The sequence below is a fragment of the Brevibacillus sp. FW306-2-1A-C05A genome, assembly GCF_058781555.1.
In genome coordinates this window covers 12,328-33,437 of sequence record NZ_JBYSWV010000009.1, presented here as the reverse complement: position 1 = coordinate 33,437, position 21,110 = coordinate 12,328, and the positions used below count along the sequence as shown (strand labels likewise).

At 54.7% G+C, this 21,110-nt stretch carries 20 protein-coding genes and 1 riboswitch; of the genes, 18 read left to right on the top strand and 2 right to left on the bottom strand.

The annotated features are described in order from the left end of the window. The gene (locus tag AC3WJN_RS08585) at positions 1–858 is read right to left on the bottom strand and encodes a class I SAM-dependent methyltransferase (protein ID WP_007776660.1); all 858 of its coding nucleotides are present in this window, start codon (positions 856–858) and stop codon (positions 1–3) included. A gap of 27 nt (positions 859–885) precedes the next feature. After that, positions 886–1,983, bottom strand: a complete 1,098-nt coding sequence (csaB, locus tag AC3WJN_RS08580) for a polysaccharide pyruvyl transferase CsaB (RefSeq protein WP_005829241.1) — start codon at positions 1,981–1,983, stop codon at positions 886–888. 463 nt (positions 1,984–2,446) lie between these two features. Between csaB and AC3WJN_RS08575 the strand changes: the two genes are divergently transcribed. The 18 genes from AC3WJN_RS08575 to AC3WJN_RS08490 all read left to right on the top strand — a co-directional run bounded on the left by AC3WJN_RS08575 (position 2,447) and on the right by AC3WJN_RS08490 (position 20,998). Further along, the gene (locus tag AC3WJN_RS08575) at positions 2,447–3,394 is read left to right on the top strand and encodes a 50S ribosomal protein L11 methyltransferase (protein ID WP_492329243.1); all 948 of its coding nucleotides are present in this window, start codon (positions 2,447–2,449) and stop codon (positions 3,392–3,394) included. A gap of 38 nt (positions 3,395–3,432) precedes the next feature. Then, positions 3,433–4,608 (top strand): thiolase family protein, encoded by a 1,176-nt coding sequence (locus AC3WJN_RS08570; RefSeq protein ID WP_005829238.1) that lies wholly within the window; start codon positions 3,433–3,435, stop codon positions 4,606–4,608. Positions 4,609–4,747: 139 nt separating this feature from the next. Beyond that, a complete protein-coding gene (locus AC3WJN_RS08565) occupies positions 4,748–5,743 on the top strand; it encodes an LCP family protein (RefSeq protein WP_005829236.1) in 996 nt (331 codons plus the stop codon). A gap of 213 nt (positions 5,744–5,956) precedes the next feature. Then, on the top strand, positions 5,957–7,657 hold the full coding sequence (locus tag AC3WJN_RS08560) for an AMP-binding protein (RefSeq protein ID WP_007776675.1): 1,701 nt from the start codon (positions 5,957–5,959) through the stop codon (positions 7,655–7,657). A gap of 205 nt (positions 7,658–7,862) precedes the next feature. Beyond that, positions 7,863–8,453, top strand: coding sequence for a fatty acid metabolism transcriptional regulator FadR (gene fadR / locus AC3WJN_RS08555; protein WP_005829233.1), 591 nt, complete (start codon positions 7,863–7,865; stop codon positions 8,451–8,453). 117 nt (positions 8,454–8,570) lie between these two features. Next, a complete protein-coding gene (locus tag AC3WJN_RS08550; RefSeq protein ID WP_005829231.1) occupies positions 8,571–9,344 on the top strand; it encodes an enoyl-CoA hydratase in 774 nt (257 codons plus the stop codon). A gap of 54 nt (positions 9,345–9,398) precedes the next feature. After that, positions 9,399–10,166, top strand: a complete 768-nt coding sequence (locus AC3WJN_RS08545; protein WP_005829229.1) for an electron transfer flavoprotein subunit beta/FixA family protein — start codon at positions 9,399–9,401, stop codon at positions 10,164–10,166. Positions 10,167–10,186: 20 nt separating this feature from the next. Then, positions 10,187–11,146 carry an electron transfer flavoprotein subunit alpha/FixB family protein gene (locus tag AC3WJN_RS08540; RefSeq protein WP_005829227.1) on the top strand — a complete coding sequence of 320 codons (960 nt, stop codon included), beginning with the start codon at positions 10,187–10,189 and terminating at the stop codon, positions 11,144–11,146. Between the two features lie 122 nt (positions 11,147–11,268). After that, positions 11,269–11,640 carry a hypothetical protein gene (locus AC3WJN_RS08535; RefSeq protein WP_007776683.1) on the top strand — a complete coding sequence of 124 codons (372 nt, stop codon included), beginning with the start codon at positions 11,269–11,271 and terminating at the stop codon, positions 11,638–11,640. A 159-nt stretch (positions 11,641–11,799) separates the two neighbouring features. Further along, positions 11,800–12,117, top strand: a complete 318-nt coding sequence (gene trxA, locus AC3WJN_RS08530) for a thioredoxin (RefSeq protein WP_005834940.1) — start codon at positions 11,800–11,802, stop codon at positions 12,115–12,117. 257 nt (positions 12,118–12,374) lie between these two features. Further along, the gene (locus tag AC3WJN_RS08525) at positions 12,375–13,571 is read left to right on the top strand and encodes an ABC transporter substrate-binding protein (RefSeq protein WP_005834938.1); all 1,197 of its coding nucleotides are present in this window, start codon (positions 12,375–12,377) and stop codon (positions 13,569–13,571) included. Positions 13,572–13,730: 159 nt separating this feature from the next. Further along, entirely contained in the window at positions 13,731–14,597 is an 867-nt protein-coding gene (locus tag AC3WJN_RS08520) for a branched-chain amino acid ABC transporter permease (RefSeq protein WP_007776691.1), read from the top strand. A 5-nt stretch (positions 14,598–14,602) separates the two neighbouring features. Beyond that, positions 14,603–15,559: a branched-chain amino acid ABC transporter permease gene (locus AC3WJN_RS08515; protein ID WP_035316637.1), complete on the top strand. Its 957-nt coding sequence runs from the start codon at positions 14,603–14,605 to the stop codon at positions 15,557–15,559. A gap of 1 nt (position 15,560) precedes the next feature. Beyond that, on the top strand, positions 15,561–16,322 hold the full coding sequence (locus tag AC3WJN_RS08510; RefSeq protein WP_005834932.1) for an ABC transporter ATP-binding protein: 762 nt from the start codon (positions 15,561–15,563) through the stop codon (positions 16,320–16,322). 1 nt (position 16,323) lies between these two features. Further along, the gene (locus AC3WJN_RS08505) at positions 16,324–17,037 is read left to right on the top strand and encodes an ABC transporter ATP-binding protein (protein ID WP_005834930.1); all 714 of its coding nucleotides are present in this window, start codon (positions 16,324–16,326) and stop codon (positions 17,035–17,037) included. A 132-nt stretch (positions 17,038–17,169) separates the two neighbouring features. After that, on the top strand, positions 17,170–17,421 hold the full coding sequence (locus AC3WJN_RS08500; protein WP_005834928.1) for a DUF2164 domain-containing protein: 252 nt from the start codon (positions 17,170–17,172) through the stop codon (positions 17,419–17,421). Positions 17,422–17,457: 36 nt separating this feature from the next. Beyond that, complete coding sequence (gene uvrC / locus AC3WJN_RS08495; protein WP_005834926.1) at positions 17,458–19,239, top strand: excinuclease ABC subunit UvrC; 1,782 nt, start codon at positions 17,458–17,460, stop codon at positions 19,237–19,239. 86 nt (positions 19,240–19,325) lie between these two features. Then, positions 19,326–19,512: riboswitch (Lysine riboswitch) on the top strand. 244 nt (positions 19,513–19,756) lie between these two features. Then, positions 19,757–20,998: an aspartate kinase gene (locus tag AC3WJN_RS08490; protein WP_005834924.1), complete on the top strand. Its 1,242-nt coding sequence runs from the start codon at positions 19,757–19,759 to the stop codon at positions 20,996–20,998. Positions 20,999–21,110 lie beyond the last annotated feature (112 nt).

The window sequence follows — 21,110 nt, the reverse complement described above, 5'->3', positions numbered from 1 at the left end:
TCAGGAGGAAGGGGATTTTTGATACACGCAGACGACCATTTTGACGAAAAACTCGCGGAAGCCAGGCACGTTTGCCAAGCCCTTAAGCTGGTTGCGCAGCGGAATCTCGCGCTCGTAGACGGCAGGATGCTTCACGCCTTTTTGAATGTTGCGGAAACGCTTGATCGTCATCCGGTTGATGTAGGAGATCGTCTCGCTGCCATCTGGCCGTTTGTCAAAGCGGAACGAGATGCGGTCAGAACCGTCCGGCAAATCGCGCACCAGCTTTTTGTAGGCGTCGATCAGCGCCTGTTCGGAAAAGAGGGCGTGCACCCACGGAATGCCGATCGCGTCTGACAAATGCGCACCGTACGGGTGATAGTACGGCGGGAAGTTGATGTACAAGTGTCCGCCGGGCTTTAAGATGCGGAAGCACTCTTCCAGCGTCTTTTCCGGCTCGGCCACGTGCTCCATCGCGTCGTTCATGATGATCGTGTCAAACGTGTTGTCGGCAAAATCCGTGCGGGCAGCGTCGCCTGTCATGAAGGAAACGACGTCAGCGAGCCCCTTTTCCCGGGCAAAGGCATTGCCTTCCTCGGCGTAGTGCGGAACGATGTCAATCCCGATCATCTTTTTCGGGCCGAAGGTGGCGTAGTAACATGTTTTGCCGCCGCCGCCACAGCCGATGTCCAGCACGGTTTTGTCGCTGAACATTTGCTCTTGGGAGTGGAAGGGGAGGAAAAACTGAATCGTCTGGTCCCCTTTTTGAAACTGCCATTCGGTATAGCTCATCTCCCCGTTGTTCGCCAGGTTGAACGGGTGAACGGGGAGCGGGAAAAGCCGGTTTAATCCGAGCAATACTTGCGAAGAAAAGGACATAAGCGCGTCCTCCTTTCCTGTAAAGCCTTATTTTCGCAGCGCCTGAAGCACCAGCTCGCTGCTTTTGGCCGCTTCTACCGCAAGCGTGCGGGAATGCGCGGTCACGACCTCAATCTCGGCGTCGAGCTTGTCGATTTTCTCGGCCAGCAGCGCGAGAAGCTGAGTCTCGTCCAGCTTCGTGATGTGGCCTGCATTCGGCATCCCGGCGCGCTCGACAAAGCGGTCGATTTTCGGATCGTAGGAGATGCCGATAAACGGAATGCGCAGCATGCAGGCGAGAATGAGCGAGTGCAGGCGCATGCCGACGACGTAGTCGCACTGTTTCAAAACAGACATGATATCGTGAAAAGTAACGGGCGCATCGAGTAGACGTGCTCCTGTCTGGGTCATCTGTGCCATGATTTCTTTGGATGGCGCCAAATCGCTGGGAACGTGCATCGGGAGAAACAGGACATTCCAGCCGCGCAAGACAAACCAGTCCGCCGCTTTGGCGATGGTCCGCTTGAACGCCTGTTCCTGCTTCCAGTCCCGCACGGAGATCGCTACCAAAGGCTTGGCAGGGTCGGCGAACATGCCTTGAAGCAGTTCTTTTCCGCGCGCATCCGGTATATCGTCAGGGGAGATCGTCAGGGCAGGATCTGCTGTGACATGGATCGGCGCTTTTTTGACGCCGCACGCCTTGAAGTCTTCTCCCGATTCATAGTCTCGCACGGTAATGACATCAACCCGGTTCACTACGCGTTTGATGACCTGGCGGCTGAGTGATTTGAGAATAGGGCCAAACCCTTGAGCGTAAAAGACCACGGGCTTGCGGAGAAGCTTGGCGATGGTGACGATGCCCAAATAGTAGAGAACACTGCGCGGACTGGTCACGTCCTGCATCAGCGTTCCGCCGCCCATCACTAGCATGTCGCTGCGCGAAAGCTCACGGACGATGGTTCCAAAGCTCCAGCGGTCATAAGCTTCAATCCCGAACAATTCCGCAGTCCGATCAGGTTGATTGGACAGAACGGCGAGAGAGATATTTGGTTGTTCCCGCGTAAGAGAGCTGATGATGCCGTACAGGACCACATCGTCTCCGGCATTGTTAAAGCCGTAGTACCCGGAGATGAGAATTCGCGACATGGAGTGAACCTTCTTTCTATATCAAACGTACAGGAAAAATACATTCTCAAGTATAATCGAGTAAACAAGAGGAAGTAAAGCGACCCCGGCACAAAACTTGGCGTCCCGGCTTTTCGCGATAGACCTTGGGCTAGCTGGTTTTCATAGGGTATAATGAAAGCGCGCGCGAACAATCGGGATGGGCGCCTTACGCGAACAGATAAAAGAACCCCATCGCAAACATGCCGATGCCGAGCAGGATCAAGGCAATCATCACGACGAGCAATCCTTTGTTTTTCCGGCGTCGGTAAAAAAATTCGTCAAACATGGCAAGCCTCCCTGCAGTAAAATAGTCCATTCTACTATCATACCATGTTCCCTAGCAAACTTGCCAACAGCAGATACAATAGCGGTACGGCGTTGCCGGGAACGGGCAAGTCAACTGCCATGTGGCGAAAGCAACCTGGAAGGAGCAAGATTCATCATGGAAAGCATGTGGTTGAAATACACCTTGTTGGTAGAGCAAATGACAGAGGATTTATTTGTGGCGGAAGTGTTGGGCAGCCCGTACACGCTCGGCTGGGTCGAGCCGCAGATCGAAATTTTGACGACGGAAAACGGCTATGATTACGCGGAAAATACGGAAGGGCCTGTCGTGGCGTACTTGTTTGAGCCGAAGCAGGATAGCGAAGAGGAGCATGTCGCGCGGCTTCAGGCGTACATTTCCCGCTGGAACGGCCAGGTGCAGGTCAAGGAAGTCGAGCAGGTAGCCGAAGAAAACGAGTCGTGGAAGGACGAGTTTCGTGAGGTGCGGGTCGGCAACTGGTGGGTGGCGCCTAGCTGGACGGACCCGCAGTTGCTGGCCGACGCCGAGCATGTGCTGTGGATTGATCCGGGGGCGGCGTTTGGCACCGGCTATCACGGGACGACGCAGGATATTCTTTTGCTATTGCAAGAGATGGATCTGACGGGCAAAGTCGTTTTCGACATCGGGACAGGCTCGGGCATCCTCTCCCTGTTCAGTGCGCGCAACGGTGCGCAGCATCCGGTCTGGGCCGTTGATATCAACCCGGAGAGCGAGTATCAGGTGCAAGTCAACGCGGCGAACAACGAGCTGCCAGAGGACGCGGTTCGCATCGTGATCGGCGACGCTTCCGACGCAGAGGTCGCGGCCCAGCTCCCGCCGCAGGCTGATCTGATTTTGGTCAACATCGGAGGGGACGAGAACGTCTCCATGCTTCCGCTGATTCGCGAACGAATCGCACCGGGCGGGCAAATTATTCTCTCCGGGATCGTAGACTGGAATCGGGAGGCCGTGCTCGCGGCATTCGAGGAGGCGGGCTTTCAGAAGGAAACCGAGCGCCATTCGGACGAGTGGGTGACGGTGTTGATGAAGAATACGGCTGTGAACCATTTTGTAACTACTGTGTGAGAACATAAAAAACAATCATGACAGTGGAGGGGAAAGAAATGGAGCATGTCGTCATTGCTGCTGCCGGACGTACGCCAATCGGTACGTTTGGCGGTGTCTTAAAAGATGTAAGCGCTCGCAAGCTGGCGGAGGTGGCCATTCGCGGCGTCATGGCGAGAGCGGGCCTGGAAGCATCACAGATCGACGAGGTTATTTTGGGCAACTGCATCCAGCGCACAGATGAACCGAACATCGCCAGAGTCGCGGCTATTGACGCGGGGCTGGGCAAGGAAGTGACGGGCTTTACTGTGCAGCGTCAGTGCGCGTCCGGGATGCAGGCGATTGCCAGCGGCGCGTCGCAAATTTTGCTCGGCGAAAACGAAGTGGTGATCGCAGGCGGCACAGAGAGCATGAGCAACGCTCCTTACGTGTTGAAAAACGCCAGATGGGGCCGCAGGCTCATGCACGGGGAAATGACTGATGCGATGTGGGAGCTTTTGACGGACCCGCATCACCAGATTTTGATGGGCGAGACAGCCGAGCGTCTGGCCGACTTGTACAACATCAGCCGCGAGGAGCAGGACGAAATCGCCATGCGCAGCCAGCACAACGCGATCCGGGCAATCGACAATGGGCTGTTTGCGGAGGAAATCATCGGCGTGCCGATCAAAAAACGCACCGGAGAGGTCGTCGTCACGGAAGACGAGTTCCCGAGACGCGGCGTGACGATGGAGAGCCTCGCCAAGCTGAAGCCAGGCTTTCGCGAGGATGGCACCGTGACGGCGGGCAACGCTTCCGGGCTGAACGATGGAGCTTCCGCTGTCGTGCTGATGCGGGAAGCCAAAGCGAAGGAGCTTGGTATCGAGTCGCTCGGCAGAATCGTCTCGTGGGCGACAGCCGGAGTAGAGCCGGACCTGATGGGCTACGGCCCGGTGCCCGCTGTGAAAAAGGCGTTGGCGAAGGCGGGCATGACGCTGGCCGACATGGAGCTGATCGAGGTGAACGAGGCGTTCGCCGCCCAATACCTCGCTGTCGAAAAGCTGCTCGAGCTGCCGCGCGAGATCACCAACGTAAACGGCAGCGGAATCTCGCTCGGCCATCCTGTCGGCTCCACCGGATGCCGGATCGTCGTGACCTTGCTGCACGAACTGAAGCGCCGCCAGCTCAAGCGCGGATTGGCGACACTGTGTGTTGGCGGCGGCATGGGCATGGCGATGGTCGTCGAGCGGGCGTAGCAGCAAAAGCGTTTTCTGTTGCCGCGCGCACGAAGCACGTTTAAATCAAGTCTCCCCTGTTAAAAATGGAAGCAAGCCCTGCCTCTTGAAGCAGTAGAAAAAGGCAGCGGCTGTGCTTGCAAAGGGGGAGGCTTTTTTTATGGCATTTTTTTCATTTTTGAAGCAATACAAAAAACAGATCGCGTTTCACCTGTTTTCCTGCCTGCTGGCCGGAGCGCTCGTTGCGATCGGCTACAGTGCCTATCAATATAAGCAGATGACGGAAAAATGGTACGCGCCCCTCGACGGACAGGCAAAAGGCGGGGCCAAGCAGGCGGCTGCCACTTTGCCGCCGCCGCGCGACCTGTTGACGGGCAGCGAGCCGTTGAAGCCGTTCGTCGTCATGCTGCTCGGTGTGGACAGCCGGGACGGGGAAAAAGCGCGGTCTGACACGCTGATGCTCGCCGCCGTTCATCCCGCGAAGCAGTCCGCCTACCTCATCTCGATTCCGCGGGACAGCTACATGGAGCTGCCCGGCAAAGGCCATGACAAAGTGAATCATGCGATGGCTTTTGGCGGACCGAAGCTGGTCAAGGAGACGCTGGAAACATTTCTCGATATCAAGATCGACCGCTACGTCTCTGTGGACTTCGAAGGCTTCCGCAAAATCGTCGACGAGTTGGGCGGCGTCTCGATCGACGTCAAAAAGCGGATGAAGTACAGCGACCCGAGCGACGACACGTACATTGACCTGATGCCAGGCTTGCAGGTGCTGTCCGGCGAACAGGCGCTGGGTTACGCGCGCTACCGCAAAAGCGATCTGGGCAAAGAAGACAGCGACTACCAGCGGATCAACCGCCAGCAGGAGATTTTGGCCGCCCTGGCGCAAAAGGGCACTTCGGCGCAAATGTACACGAAGGCGTTCAAGCTGATGGAGATTTTGGGCCAGCACGTCAAAACCGATCTGACCGATCAGGAAATCGCTTCGCTGCTGTTGAGCTACGGCGACGGGACGCGGAACAAAATCAAGACCGATACGCTGGTCGGGCAGGACGAGCGCATCTGGCACAACGGCATCGTAGGCTGGTATCATCTCGTGCCGACAGCGGAGCGCGAGCGGGTTCGCCAGCAGGTGCTCGCGGCGCTGCAGCCGTGACGAACGAGGGAAGGCGCTGAAAACAGACATACTCCGCTTGAACGGGACGACGAAGGCTTCGCCAATCTATTTGGCGAAGCCACGTTTTCTTATCCAAAAACATTTTTAATTGGAAAATTAACTATCTTTCGAATACAATAGCAATAAGGAAGAGATTATGAATGACGATCATAGGGGAGGGGCAAGGCCATTGAAGGGATGGAGGGAATGACTATGTCAAATGCCAAGCCTTGGATTGCCAATTACCCGTCCGAAACTGCACCGTCACTGGATTACCCCCGTATTCCGCTGACGCAATTTCTCGTGCAGTCGGCTGCATCGTACCCGGACAACAACGCGATTTACTTCATGGGCAAGACGATTTCGTACCGGGAGCTTTTGGAACTGTCTTACCGATTTGCCAACGCGCTGGTCAAACGGGGCGTGCAAAAAGGCGACCGTGTGGCGATCATGCTGCCGAATACCCCGCAAGCCGTCATCAGCTATTACGGCGCGCTGTTTGCAGGCGCGATCGTAGTGATGACGAACCCGCTCTACACGGAGCGCGAGCTGATTCACCAACTGGAAGACTCCGGCGCAGAGACGATCATCACGCTGGATTTGCTGTACAAGCGCGTAGCGCAAGTCCGCTCGTCCACACCACTCAAACGTATTTTTGTGACAAGTGTTGGCGATTTTCTTCCCTTATTGAAAAAATGGCTGTATCCGCTGGTTCAGAAAAAACAGGGGCAAACTCCGCAGGTTACATACAGCGCAGATGTTGAGCCTTTTCTTTCCGCCGTAAAAGAAAGCGCTGTCACCCCTGTCCATGTGCCAATCGACCCGGAACAGGACATCGCCCTGCTCCAGTACACGGGCGGCACGACAGGGGTAGCCAAAGGCGTCATGCTGACGCATGCCAATCTGATCGCCAATGCGATGCAGTGCCAGGCTGTCCTCTACAAGCTGCGCAGAGGCGGCGAGCGAATTTTGGGCGTGCTTCCGCTCTTTCACGTCTACGGCATGACGACAGTGATGAACAAAGGCATTTGCATTGCCGCAGAAATCATCCTCGTGCCGAAGTTCGAGGTCAAACAAATTTTCGAGATGATCGACAAGCGCAAGCCGACCTTGTTCCCCGGCGCGCCGACGATGTACATCGCCCTGATTAATCACCCCGACCGGAAAAACCACGACCTGTCTTCGATCGAGGCGTGTGTCAGCGGTTCGGCGCCGCTTCCCGTCGAGGTCAAGGTCAAGTTCGAGGAACTGACAGGAGGCAAGCTCGTGGAAGGCTACGGCCTGACGGAAGCATCGCCAGTGACCCACTCCAACCCGATCTGGGAAAAAAGCATTACCGGCAGCATCGGCATGCCTTGGCCGGATACGGACTGTCGCATCCTCGACACGGTCACAGGAGAAGAGCTGCCGCAGGGCGAGGTCGGCGAGCTGGCGGTCAAAGGGCCGCAGGTCATGCTCGGCTACTGGAACCGCCCGGAGGAGACAGCCGCGGTCTTGAAGGATGGCTGGCTGCTGACGGGTGACGTAGGGTACATGGACGAAAACGGCTACTTCTACATCGTCGACCGCAAAAAGGACATGATAATCGCAGGAGGCTTCAACATTTATCCGCGCGAGGTGGAGGAAGTGCTGTTCGAGCATCCGTCCATCCAGGAGGCGGCTGTCATCGGCGTTCCGGACCCGTATCGCGGCGAGACGGTAAAGGCGTTCATCGTCTTCAAGGACGGCAAGCAGGCGAGCGAGGAAGAACTCGAAGCGCATTGCCGCAAGAAGCTCGCCGCCTACAAAATTCCGCGAAAGTACGAGTTTCGCACAGAACTGCCCAAGACGATGGTGGGCAAAGTGCTGCGCAGGCAGTTGCAGGAAGAAGACAAAGCTCGCCAGGAAGCACAGGACGAGATCAAAACAAGCTGACGCACAGATGCTGCCGTTCGGCTCGCGTCCCTTTGAGGAAGCGGCCATTTTTGTGAGCTTGCACGGGACAGGCTGTCGCCGTCATTCATGTTCACGCCGGGCAATTGACAGCGCCGGGTTCCTGTATTAAACTGATTTTATGAATGAATAATCATTCATTTCGGAAATTGTCTTATCATCATTGCGAGTAAAGATGGAGGTTATTATGGCAAAAAAAACGGGGGAAAAGTATCAAGCCATTATTGATGCTGCTGTACGGGTAATCGCCAGACAAGGCTATTACAGCGCCCAGGTATCCAAGATTGCAAAAGAGGCGAAGGTAGCAGACGGCACCATATACCTCTATTTTGAAAACAAGGATGATATCCTGATTTCGTTGTTCAACGAGAAGATGGGTCAGTTCGTGGACAAAAACCGCAAACGGATTTTCGAAGCGACATCCATCGAGCAAAAATTGTACGTCCTCGTGCATGCCCACTTGAGCCAGTTGGCCAAAGACCACGATTTGGCAAAAGTTACGCAGATTGAGCTGCGCCAGGCCAATCCGGTCATCAGCGAAGGCATCGGCAACGTGATGAAGCAATATTTCAACCTGATCGAAGAAATCATCCGGGAAGGGATAGAGCAAGCGGTGTTCCGGCCGGATCTGGACGTCAGGATGACGAGGAAAATGATTTTTGGCACGCTGGATGAAGTGACGACATCTTGGGTCATGAAGCAGTGCAAGTACGATCTTGTCTCTCATGTTGATTCCATTCATAACCTCTTCCTGTTCGGTATGAAGGGAAAAGAATGAAAGAAAAGCTTTTTTTGTGCGAAAACGTTTGTTACAATGGAAACAGCAAGACTGAGCGTTCGCTCAGAAGGGATAAATAGCCTGTTTGTTCATAGGGATTAGTTTGGGGGGAGAGGCATGGATTCGCATTGGAATGTAGAGATCGCTGATCGCGTCGCTGTCGTGACGATCAGCAACCCGCCCGCTAACGCACTGGGTAGAGCGGTGCTCGATGAATTGAGTGAACTTTTGAACCAGTTGGAAAACAACGCGGAAGTCAAAGCGATTGTCTTGACTGGAGAAGGCCGGTTTTTCATTGCGGGAGCCGATATCAAGGAATTTACCCAATTGGCCCCTGCTGAAGCGGAAGCGATGGCGAGGAGAGGCCAAGCGTTGTTCGACCGACTGGAGACATTCCCGAAGCCCATTATCGCAGCCATTAACGGCGCTTGCCTGGGTGGCGGACTGGAACTTGCGATGGCTTGCCATATACGCTTTGCCGCAGTCGAAGCGAAGCTGGGACTGCCGGAGCTGAATCTGGGACTCATCCCTGGCTACGGCGGAACGCAGCGCTTGCCGCGACTGGTCGGCAGAGGAAAAGCGACCCAACTGATTCTCACCTCTGAGATGATCGGCGGCGAGGAAGCTTTGCGCATCGGACTCGTGGAAGCGGTATATCCAGCCGAACAGTTGCTCGCGGAAGCGAAGAAGCTGGCCTACGCCATCACCCAAAAAAGCTCTGTCACGCTCAGGCTCGCCCTGGAATCTGTCCACAACACCGTGCAGCTTGGCTCGGCGGAAGGACTGGAGCAGGAAGCGAAAAAATTCGGCGAGGCATTTGCGTCAGAAGATATGAAGGAAGGCGTGGCAGCGTTTTTGGAAAAGCGCGCGCCGCAGTTTACAGACAAGTAACCCGATGATTGCAGCATCACCAGTACGAGGAACCATTAAGGAGGAGGCATCCTGATGAATATCGTGGTTGTGTTGAAGCAGACGTTTGACACAGAAGAAAAAATCGTCATCCAAAACGGGCAAATTTCCGAGGATGGCGTGGAGTTCATCATCAATCCATACGATGAGTACGCGGTAGAAGAAGCGATCAAGCTCAAGGAGGAGCACGGCGGCGAAGTGACAGTGGTAAGCGTAGGGCCGGACCGCGTGGAAAGCTCTTTGCGCACTGCGCTCGCGATGGGAGCGGACAAAGCTGTGCTCGTGGATGACGAGTCTTTGTTTGGCGACGAATACACAACGGCAAAAGTGCTTGCTGCGGTTGCGAAAAAAGTCGGGTTTGACATCATCATCGGTGGACAGATGGCGGTAGACTCCGGCGCAGGCCAGGGCGGCCCGCGTCTTGCAGAAGAGCTGGGCATCAACCACGTATCCACCGCTGTGAAGCTGGAAGTAGACGGCACCACTGTTCGCGTAGAGCGCGACGTGGAAGGCGATCTGGAAGTCGTGGAAACAAGCCTGCCGGTGCTGATTACCGCACAGCAAGGGCTGAACGAGCCGCGCTATCCTTCTCTCCCCGGAATCATGAAAGCGAAGAAAAAGCCGCTGGAGCGACTCAGCGCAGACGATTTGGGCCTGACTGCCGAAGCAGTGAAGGCAAAAACCGAGATCGTCGACCAGACCTTGCCAGCGAAAAAGCAGGCGGGCCGCATTCTCACTGGCGATTTGGCAGCCCAGACGTCGGAATTGGTGCAACTGTTGCGCAATGAAGCGAAAGTGATCTAAGCGAGAGGGAGAGGATATCCATGAAAAAAGTACTTGTACTCACAGAAGTACGTGACGGACAACTTCGCAACGTGTCGCTGGAAGCGTTGGCTGCAGCACAAGCATTGGCCGAGGGTGGCGAAATCGTCGCGGGAGTATTCGGGGCAGACGCGGCAGCGCATGCGCCAGTATTGGCACAGCATGGAGCAAGCACGGTTTACACGGCGGATCACGAGGCACTCGCCCAGTACACGCCTGACGCCTATACACAAGCACTTGTGCAGTTGATCGAGCTGGCCTCTCCTGATGCCGTTATTTTGGGGCATACGGCAATCGGCCGCGACGTCGCGCCGCGGGTGGCGGCGAAGCTCGGCTACGGCCTGGTCTCCGATGTGACGAGCATCGAAGCGGGTCCTGTGTTCGTTCGTCCGATTTATGCGGGCAAAGCTTTCCAACAACGCAAATTCGTAGACGGGAAAATTTTCATCACCATCCGTCCAAACAATATCGCTATCGGCACGCCGGACGCTGCGAAAAAGGCGATTGTCGTTCCGGTTGACCTGGAAATCAAAGATTTGCGCACGATTGTCAAAGAAGTCGTGCGCAAAACAAGCGGCAAAGTGGACTTGTCCGAAGCGAAAGTTGTCATCTCCGGCGGCCGCGGCGTGAAGAGCGCGGAAGGCTTCCAGCCGCTGTATGAGCTGGCAGACGTGCTCGGTGCGGCTGTAGGCGCGTCCCGTGGCGCGTGCGACGCCGACTACTGCGACTACTCGATGCAAATCGGGCAGACGGGAAAAGTCGTAACGCCTGACCTGTACATTGCGTGCGGCATTTCCGGGGCGATCCAGCACTTGGCGGGCATGTCCAGCTCCAAGGTGATCGTCGCGATCAACAAAGACCCGGAAGCGCCGATCTTCCAGGTGGCGGATTACGGCATCGTAGGCGATCTGTTCGAAGTGTTGCCACTGCTTACTGCCGAGTTCAAAAAAGTGTTGGTCTAAGGCTGAGCAGGCCGTTGAAAATGTCAAGAAGCGTCCCGCAAGAGGGGACGCTTTTTTTGTCTCAAGCCCTTACGTTACACTGTTCTTGCTTGTTATAATAAACCCAAGGAGAGGTGAGCGGCATGAGTGAAGAGCTGTTGCAACAACTGATTCACATGGTGGGGGAGAACAACCGGATCGTCAAAGAGGTTCAGCAGGAGCTGCGGGAGTTCAAGGCAGAGATGTACGAGTTCAGGGCGGAAATGTACGCGTTTCGCGACGAGATGTACGCGTTTCGTGAAGAGATGTACGCGTTTCGTGAAGAGATGTACGCGTTTCGTGAAGAGATGTACGCATTTCGTGAAGAGATGTACGACTTCCGCGACGACGCGATTCAGCGGCTGGAGCGTTTGGAGCGCCAAGACAAGCTGATCGAGGCCGATATCGACCTGCTGCACAAAAAGGTGAGCGATCATGAGCGGGAAATCAATCGCATCAAGCAAGTAGGGCAATAAAGCAAAAAGCAACCGATAAGGGAAGAAGCGACTGGATAGACTATAGCGTGAAGTGCGCACAAAGTGCGGGGCGCCATAGTCATTTTTGTTTTTGGATGATATACTGAAGTAGCATTTGACCCTTTTTTAGTAATTGACTTTTCGAGGAGGTAACTTTCCATGGCAATTGTTAATGCAACTGACAACACCTTTTCCCAGGAAGTAGAGCAAGGCGGTACGGTCCTGGTTGACTTCTGGGCTCCTTGGTGCGGCCCTTGCAAAATGATCGCTCCTGTGCTGGAGCAAATCGACGGCGAAGTCGGCTCCAAGCTCAAAATCGTCAAAGTAAACGTTGACGACAATCCGGATTCTGCAGGCCGTTTTGGCGTTATGTCCATCCCGACCTTGATCGTCTTCAAGGATGGCCAGCCTGTCGATAAAGTAATCGGTTTCCAACCAAAAGAAGCTCTCATGGCAACCGTAGGCAAACACCTGTAAACAAGCAAACAGACAGCATGAGAAAGCGGCGAGAACAAGCCGCTTTTCTCATTCCCGAAACGCTGCCGCACCCGTTTTTGGACGAGCATAATTGTAAGCGCATTCAACGTGATGGTACATAATGGTTGCGGCTTCCAACCGAGCGATCGTTTGTCAAAAAATTAAGTTTACTCAGAGAAAATTATTTGCCTTTTTTGAATGCTTTTATTAAACTTCATATATTCAGTCTATTTAGAAAGATTAAGGGAGGCTTTTCGATGAAGGTGAAGGGGTTTCAGTTGTGGCGATCTCTGGCAACGATTTCGTTAGGCGCAGTGTTGATGGCGGGATGTGGAAGCGGGGGAGGAACTTCCAGCACGCCAGCAGCAGGGAACAGCGATTCGCAGCCGGCAGCCAGTGCAGACGGGCAAGAATTTACGGCTAAAATCGGTGTGGTCAGCTTTCTCTCCGGTTCTGGCGCAGCATACGGGGAAGCGCAAAAGGCAGGCTTGGAACTGGCATTGGGCGAGCTGAATGAAGCGAATAAAGGCAAGCTCAAGATCGAGCTTAAGTTCGAGGATTCGGCGGGGGAAAAAGACGGAGCGATCAACGCCGTAAATAAACTGATTAATCAGGATAATGTCGTCGCGATCATCGGGCCGACGCTCTCGGGCGAAATGTTCGCTGCCGGACCAGTCGCGAACGAATCGGAAACGCCGATCTTCGGTATTTCCAACACATCCGAGGGCATCAACGACATCGGCGAATACGTCTTCCGCAACTCGCTGCCTGAATCGATTGCGATTCCGACAGCAATGAAAGCGGCAGTCGAGAAAAACGGCCTGAAAAAAGTGGCGCTCATTTACGCTTCCAACGACGATTTCTCTGTGAATGGCTACAAGGTCATGAAAGCTACGGCTGAAAAAATGGGCCTGGAAATTACCGGGGAAGCTACTTTTGCTAACGGAGACGTCGACTTTTCCGCCCAACTGACCAAGCTGAAACAAGGCAACCCGGACGCGCTGCTCGTATCTGCGCTGTACAAAGAAGGCTCCATGGTTGTGAAAAAAGCGCGCGAGCTCGGCATCACCGGAACGATCCTTGGCGGAAATGGTTTCAATAATCCGAAAGTTTTTGAAATTGCAGGCCCGGCAGCCGAAGGGTTGATTGTGGCGACTCCGTTCAGCCCTGAGAAGCAGGACGAAAAGGTACAAGCCTTTGTCAAGGCGTTCGAAGCCAAATACAACAAGAAGCCTGACCAATTCGCAGCGCAAGCGTACGATTCGCTGTACATCATGTCGCAGTCTCTGCTTGCAGCAGGCAAAGCCGAGCGTGAAGCGTTGCGCGAACAGCTTGCCCAGTTGAAAGACTTTACGGGTGTATCCGGCAAGCTTTCCTTCGATGAGAAGCGCAACCCGATCGGAGACGCAGTAGTCGTTGTCGCGAAAGATGGAAAATTCGTCCCGTTTGAATAGGATGATGCCCGGGGCAACCCGGGCTCTTCTTTCCCATCGGCAATGACGTTTTCTCGCTGGATCAGAAAGGACGAGGCGTGCGCTTTCGCTTGCTGATCCAGCGAGAATAACGGCTGGTTTTCGCGTGGCAGGCAACCATTTTACAGTGAGGTGAGGCAGTTGTTTTGGCAGCAATTAGTCAATGGCTTGACAGTAGGTAGCACTTATTCCTTGATTGCGCTGGGCTACACGCTCATTTTCGGCGTGCTCGGAATCATCAATATGGCTCATGGACAAATTTTCATTTTTGGCTCGCTCGTTGGCCTCGTGCTGATGACAAGCATGAACATGCCGCTTGGCGTCGCGCTGCTCGCGGCAGTGGTCATCTCGGCGGCTCTCGGACTGGTGCTGGAGTACACAGCGCTGCGGCCGCTGCGCAAGAAAAACGTTCCCCACCTGGCTTCGCTCATCAGTACGATCGGGTTTGCCATTTTGGTGGAGGAAGCGATGCACAAGTTTTTTGGCGCGGACTCGCGGGCGTTCCCGCAATCGTTTGGAAGTCAGCCGCTTGATCTGGGCATCATTCAAATTCGCAGCGTGGATCTTGTCATTTTGGGAATCTCCATCCTTCTCATGTTTGTCCTGCACTTCTGGATTCAAAAGACGAAGATGGGTAAAGCGATCCGGGCGACGGCGGAAAATACGGATACGGCAAACCTTTTGGGCATCAACACCAACATGGTGATCGTCGTCACGGTCATCATCGCCTCTGCTCTCGGCGGTGTGGCGGGCATTTTGATCGGCATGGCGTATTCCGCCCTCATTCCTACGATGGGGATGACGCTCGGGTTCAAGGGGCTGGCGGTGTTGATTCTGGGCGGCGTCGGCAGCATTCCCGGAGCGATGGTGTGCGGCGTTTTGCTCGGAATCATCGAGGTGTTTACCGTTGCCTACGGAGACTCGTCTTATCGCGATGCCGTGGCGTTCGGCCTCATCATCGTGATTTTGTTGCTGAAGCCGGAAGGACTATTTGGACGCAAAGCGTAAAGGAGGTGCAAACATTGGACATTCTCAATCCGTATAACTTACAGGTGTTTACCTTTATTTTGCTGAACAGCATCTTGGCGATCAGCATTTACATCACGCTCTCCACCGGACAGCTCTCGCTGGGGCATGCCGGATTCATGAGCATCGGCGCCTTCACGGCGAGTATTTTGACCAAGCAGGCGGACATGCCGCTGTTTGTTGCCATCCTCATCGGCGGTTTGGCGGCAGGCTTGATCGCTCTGCTCATCGGCGCGCCAACCTTGAAGCTGCACGGCTTGTACCTGGCGATTGCCACTCTCGGCTTTGGCGAGGTCATTCGCGTCATTTTGCTTAATCTGGAGATTACGAACGGGGCGTTGGGGCTGACCGGCCTGCAATCCATCGGCAATTATTTGTACGATTTTGAGAAAGCGATCGGGCTGAAAGCGACGACATTGGGCGTCTCCGTCATGCAAATGAAAGCTTTGTCTACGTGCCTGTTCATGCTGTTGTTGTTCGCTGTCATTCTCTTTTTGACGCTGCGTCTGAACAAGTCCAGGCTCGGCCGGGCGTTCGAAGCGATCAAGGCGGACGAGACAGCGGCGCGGGCGATGGGCCTGCAAGTGGCGTACTACAAAATGCTCGCCTTCGTCATCGGATCGGTGCTCGCCGGCGTGTGCGGCGGCTTGTTCGCGCACATTACGACGACGATTACGCCGGACGATTTCAACTACCACAAAGTCGTGGAAATTCTCTCCTTTGCCGTGATCGGGGGAAGCGAGGTCGTGTGGGGACCATTGTTTGGCGCGCTCGTGCTGACGGCGCTGCCGGAAGTTTTGCGCGGCCTGGCCGAATACAAAATGCTCATGTACGGTCTGATTATGGTCGGCGTGATGGCTTTCCGTCCACACGGTCTGATCGGTACCGATACTTTCAAAAAATGGTTCAAAAAAGACAAAAGCAAGGCGAAGGGGGGACTGTGAGATGTTGCTGGAACTGGCGAACGTAGGAAAAAGCTTTGGCGGCATCACGGCCCTGCGCGATGTGTCCTTTTCCGTGCGCGAAGGGGAGATTGTCGGCCTGATCGGCCCGAACGGCGCCGGAAAGACGACGATCTTCAATATGGCCACCGGAATTTTTGCGCCGACGACAGGCACCTTTTCCTTTGCCGGACAGACGCTGAACGGGATGCCGCCGAACAAAATCACGGAAATGGGGATTGCCCGCACGTTTCAAAATATTCGCCTCTTTGGTCACATGAGCGCATTCGACAACGTCAAGGTAGGTTGCCATGCGCGGATGAAGGCGGGGTTTTGGGCTTCGCTTTTGCGCACGCCTGGCCAGCGGTCCGAGGAGAAGGCGGTTGCGAAAAAAGCGGAACAATTGCTGGAGTTTGTCGGGCTGTCCGACGTGGCAGACGTCCGCTCGGATACGCTCGCGTACGGGCAGCAGCGCCGTCTGGAAATCGCCAGGGCGCTCGCGACCGAGCCGAAGCTATTGCTTTTGGACGAGCCTGCTGCCGGGATGATCGAGACAGAGACGAAAGCGCTGATGGAACTGGTGCGCAAAATTCGCGATGACGGCACGACCGTCTTGCTGGTCGAGCACGACATGGGGCTGGTCATGAACTTGTGCGAGAAAGTCGTCTGCATCAATTTCGGCGTGAAAATTGCGGACGGAACGCCGGAAGAGGTACAAAACAACCCCGATGTGATCGAGGCATACTTGGGCAAGGAGGAAGAATAGCATGCTGCACGTACAAAACCTTTCGACCTCCTACGGTCAAATCAAGGCGATTCGCGGCATTACGCTGGAAGTGCCGGAAGGAAAGATCGTCTCTCTCATCGGCGCCAACGGAGCAGGCAAAACGACGACGATGCGCACGATCGCCGGCCAACTAAAGCCGGAGGCAGGCAGCATTACGTTTTGCGGGGAGCGCATGGACGGCAAAAAGCCGCACCAGATCGTGAAAAGCGGACTGGCGCTCGTGCCGGAAGGGCGGGCGATCCTCGGCAAAATGACCGTGCTGGAAAACCTCGAAATGGGCGCTTTCCAACGCAACGACACCCAAGGCATCAAGGACGACATGGAAAAAATGATGACCTGGTTTCCGATTTTGAAAGAACGGCTGACCCAGTTGGGCGGTACGATGTCTGGCGGGCAGCAGCAAATGCTGGCGATTGCCAGAGCTTTGATGTCGCGCCCCAAGCTGCTGCTTTTGGACGAGCCGTCCATGGGACTGGCCCCGATTGTGGTGGCAGACATTTTCAAAGTCATCAAGCAGATTAATGCGGAAGGCACGACGGTGCTGATCGTCGAGCAAAACGTCAAGCAGGCACTGAAAATCGCCGATTACGGCTATGTGCTGGAAGCCGGCCAGATTGTTCTCGACGGGGCGGCTGACGCGCTGTTGAACGATGAGCGCGTCAAAGAAGCGTACTTGGGCGGACGCAAGCATTAAAAGCTGGCTGTCAGAGGAAAACTGTCGCTTTCAGATCGAAGCGGCAGTTTTTTTGCTGCCCGATCCGTGGTACTATGGGAGTAGAACGTATATTCTTATCAGAAGAAAACCATGGAAGGAAGCCAGATGCGGATGCCAACCAAACTGACGAGAGAGCAAACGGAATATCTCGTGTTGCAAGTGCAACGGTATTTTCACGCAGAACACGGCGAGGAGCTGGGCAACCTGGAGACGGAAGAGCTGATCGCCTTCTTTTCCAGAGAGCTCGGGCCGTTTTACTATAACCAGGGCGTACAGGACAGCCGCAAGCTGTTGCTGGAGCGGATGAACGCCCTGGAGGATGAGCTGTACGTCCTGGAACAGCCCGTCATGAAAAAACGCTAAAGCGAAAGCCGTTAAAAGGAAAAAGGAGGTGCAGCCATGAACCGTACCTTGAAAGACAAGCTGGCTGTGCTGCCAGAAAAGCCCGGCTGCTACCTGATGAAAAATGCAAACGGGGAAATTATATACGTCGGAAAAGCCAAGGTGCTGAAAAACCGCGTGCGCTCGTACTTCACCGGAAGCCATAACGGGAAGACGCAGCTTCTGGTCAGCGAGATCGCGGACTTTGAGTATATCGTGGTGTCGTCTGCGATCGAGGCGTTATTGCTGGAGTGCAACCTCATCAAAAAGCACGACCCGCGCTATAACGTCATGCTTCGCGACGACAAAACCTACCCATACATCAAAATTACGAACGAAGCGCAGCCGCGGCTGGAAATTACCCGCAAGGTGCTGAAAGACAAGGCGAAATACTTCGGGCCGTACCCGAATGCAGGCGACGCGTCCGAGGTGAAAAAGCTGCTCGACCGGCTCTATCCTTTGCGCAAATGCCGCAACATGCCTAAGCAGGTATGTTTGTACTACCATTTGGGCCAATGTCTCGCCCCCTGTGTGTACGAGGTTTCGGCTGAAGAAAACCAGCGACTGGTAGATGAGATCAGCCGCTTCCTCGACGGCGGACACGAGCAGATGAAGCAGCAGCTCACGGAAAAAATGCTCCAGGCCGCAGAGGCGATGGAGTTTGAGCGGGCCAAGGAGTTCCGCGATCAGATCAAGAGCATCGAAGCGGTGATGGAGAAGCAGAAAATTACGTTCACCGATACGGTTGACCGCGACATTATCGGCTTTGCCGTGGAAAAAGGCTGGATGTGCATTCAAATTTTTTACATGCGCCAGGGCAAGATGATCGAGCGGCAGACGACCTCCTTCCCTTACTACGGAAACGAGAGCGAGGACTTCATGTCGTACGTCACCCAGTTTTACTACGACAAGCAAAACGCGCTGCCCAAAGAAATTTTGCTGCCGGAGGAAAGCGAGCCGGAGCTGTTGAGTGAATGGCTGGGAGTCAAGGTGTTGACGCCCAAGCGCAGCAAAAAGCGCGAACTGGTGCAGATGGCTTGTGAAAACGCGCGGATCGCCCTGCAGGAAAAGTTCGCCCTGATGTCCAAGGACGACGCGCGGACCGTTCAGGCGGTGCACAACCTGGGGCATGTGCTGGGGATCGGCGTCCCGCACCGGATCGAGGCGTTCGACAACTCCAACATCCAAGGAACCGAGCCTGTGTCGGCGATGATTGTCTTTACGGACGGCCGTCCGGACAAAAAGGAATACCGCAAGTTCAAGATCAAGACAGTCGAAGGGCCGGACGATTACGGCTCCATGCGCGAGGTAATCCGCAGACGGTATTCGCGCTTGCTGAAGGAAAACCAGCCGCTGCCCGATCTGATCGTCATCGACGGGGGCAAAGGGCAGATCAGCGCCGCCATGGACGTGCTGGAAAACGAGCTGGGGCTGTACATCCCGGTCTGCGGCCTGGCCAAAGACGAAAAGCACAAAACCGCGCAGTTGATGTACGGCGATCCGCCGGAGCCGGTGAATCTGAAGCGGGACAGCTACGAATTTTACTTGCTGCAGCGCATTCAGGACGAGGTGCACCGGTTTGCGATTACGTTTCACCGACAATCCCGGACGAAGACGATGCTCTCCTCCCAGCTCGACGAAATACCGGGCATCGGCGAAAAGCGGCGCAAGCTGTTGTTTACCCATTTTGGCTCGCTGAAAAAAATGCGCGAGGCGACGGTGGAGGATTTCCGGCAGTTGGGGATCGGCGACAAGCTGGCGAAGCAGATTATCGCCCATTTGCGCAAGCTGGAATCGTAACGTTTTTTTCAAAAAGCGATTGAACCGTTCGGATTCCCGTGATATAATGCGTTTCAAACAGAATAGTTAGCCTCACTTCCCTTATGAAGTGAGGTAGAGGCGCGAAAACCAAGAGTACCACCCTGAGATCGGGTATCTGTGAAGGGAGCGGGAAAGGGGAATTCGCCGAAGTGTGGAGGAAAACCCGTAGTTCTCCATGCTGGGTCTGCATTGAACAAGTGCAGGACTGTCATCTGGCTCTTAACCGGCGTCAGATGGAGTGCTATCTCACGGTGTGTCAATGTGAGCGGTGATAGGTGTTGTCCTGTCATGTGCTGCATTGTCCGCGTGTATTGGGAGGGAGGAACCGGTATGTCGAAACAGTAGGCAGCGGCAGGTACTTATTCCTTGTCGGTGCCTTTTTTATAAAGTGACAGGTAAAATTTTCCATAAACGAGTAAGCGAAAACAAGCTAATAAAACGAGAGAAAACGATACATTCTACAAACATTGGATATGAGAAAAGGGAGAGAAGCCGCATGGGGTTGATCGTGCAGAAATACGGAGGCACCTCTGTAGGGACTATTGAGCGAATTTTACGAGTTGCGGACCGAATTATCAGCTACAAAGAAGAAGGGCATGACCTGGTAGTCGTCGTGTCTGCGATGGGCAAATCTACCGACGTCCTGGTAGATATGGCCAAACAGATCAGCGCCTACCCTTCCGAGCGTGAAATGGATATGCTGCTGACCACGGGGGAGCAAGTATCGATCGCATTGCTCGCGATGGCCTTGCATTCCAAAGGCTACGATGCCATTTCTTTGACTGGCTGGCAGGCCGGAGTGACGACAGAAGCGATCCACGGCCGGGCGCGGATCAAGCAAATTGATCCACAGCGCATTCAGGCGGAGCTCGGTCGAGGCCGCGTCGTGATTGTGGCAGGGTTCCAAGGTCTTAGCGACGAAGGAGAAATTACAACGCTCGGCCGCGGTGGATCGGATACATCGGCGGTTACGCTGGCAGCCAGCCTGAATGCTGACAAATGCGAGATTTTTACAGACGTTTCTGGCGTTTACACGGCCGACCCGCGCATGGTGCCGGCAGCAAGCAAGCTGAATACGATCTCGTATGATGAAATGCTGGAGCTTGCCAATCTCGGCGCAGGCGTCCTGCATCCGCGTTCGGTGGAGGCTGCGAAAAAATACAAGGTACGGCTGGTGGTCCGCTCCAGCTTTACTGCCGAAGAGGGTACGTACGTTGAGGAGGTTGCCAACATGGAAACAGGAAGAGTAGTAAGTGGAGTCGCGCATGACGAAGATGTCGCCAAAGTTACGGTTGTCGGGATGCCTGCAAAGGTGGGGACTCTTTCCCGCCTGTTCAATACACTCGCAGACAACCAGGTGAACGTCGACATCATCATTCAAAGCTCCTACGATGCCGCTGTCACGAACATTTCGTTTACGGTCGCGGCAGATGACTTGAAAAAGGCGCTGGATACGCTGGAAAACAACAAAGCGGAGCTGGGCTTCGAAAAAGTCGACTTCGAGCAAAACTTGACCAAAGTGTCCATCGTCGGCTCCGGCATGGTGAACAATCCGGGGGTTGCCGCTGAGATGTTCCGCGTTTTGGCTGAAAAAGAAATTTCTATTAAAATGGTTTCGACGTCGGACATCAAAGTGTCCTGCGTTATTCCTGCTGGCCAAACCGAGCTTGCCGTTCGCAGCCTGCATACGGCATACGGACTTGATGTGGCGGAAACAGCAGTCGTGCACGGCTTATAAGAAGCAAATGCTCCCTCGCCCGCTGGCAGAGGGGGCATCTTTTTGAATGATTCGCGAGTGCGGGTTCCCGCTGCCTTTTGCAATGACAAAAGTATGGCAGTATCCCGCACAA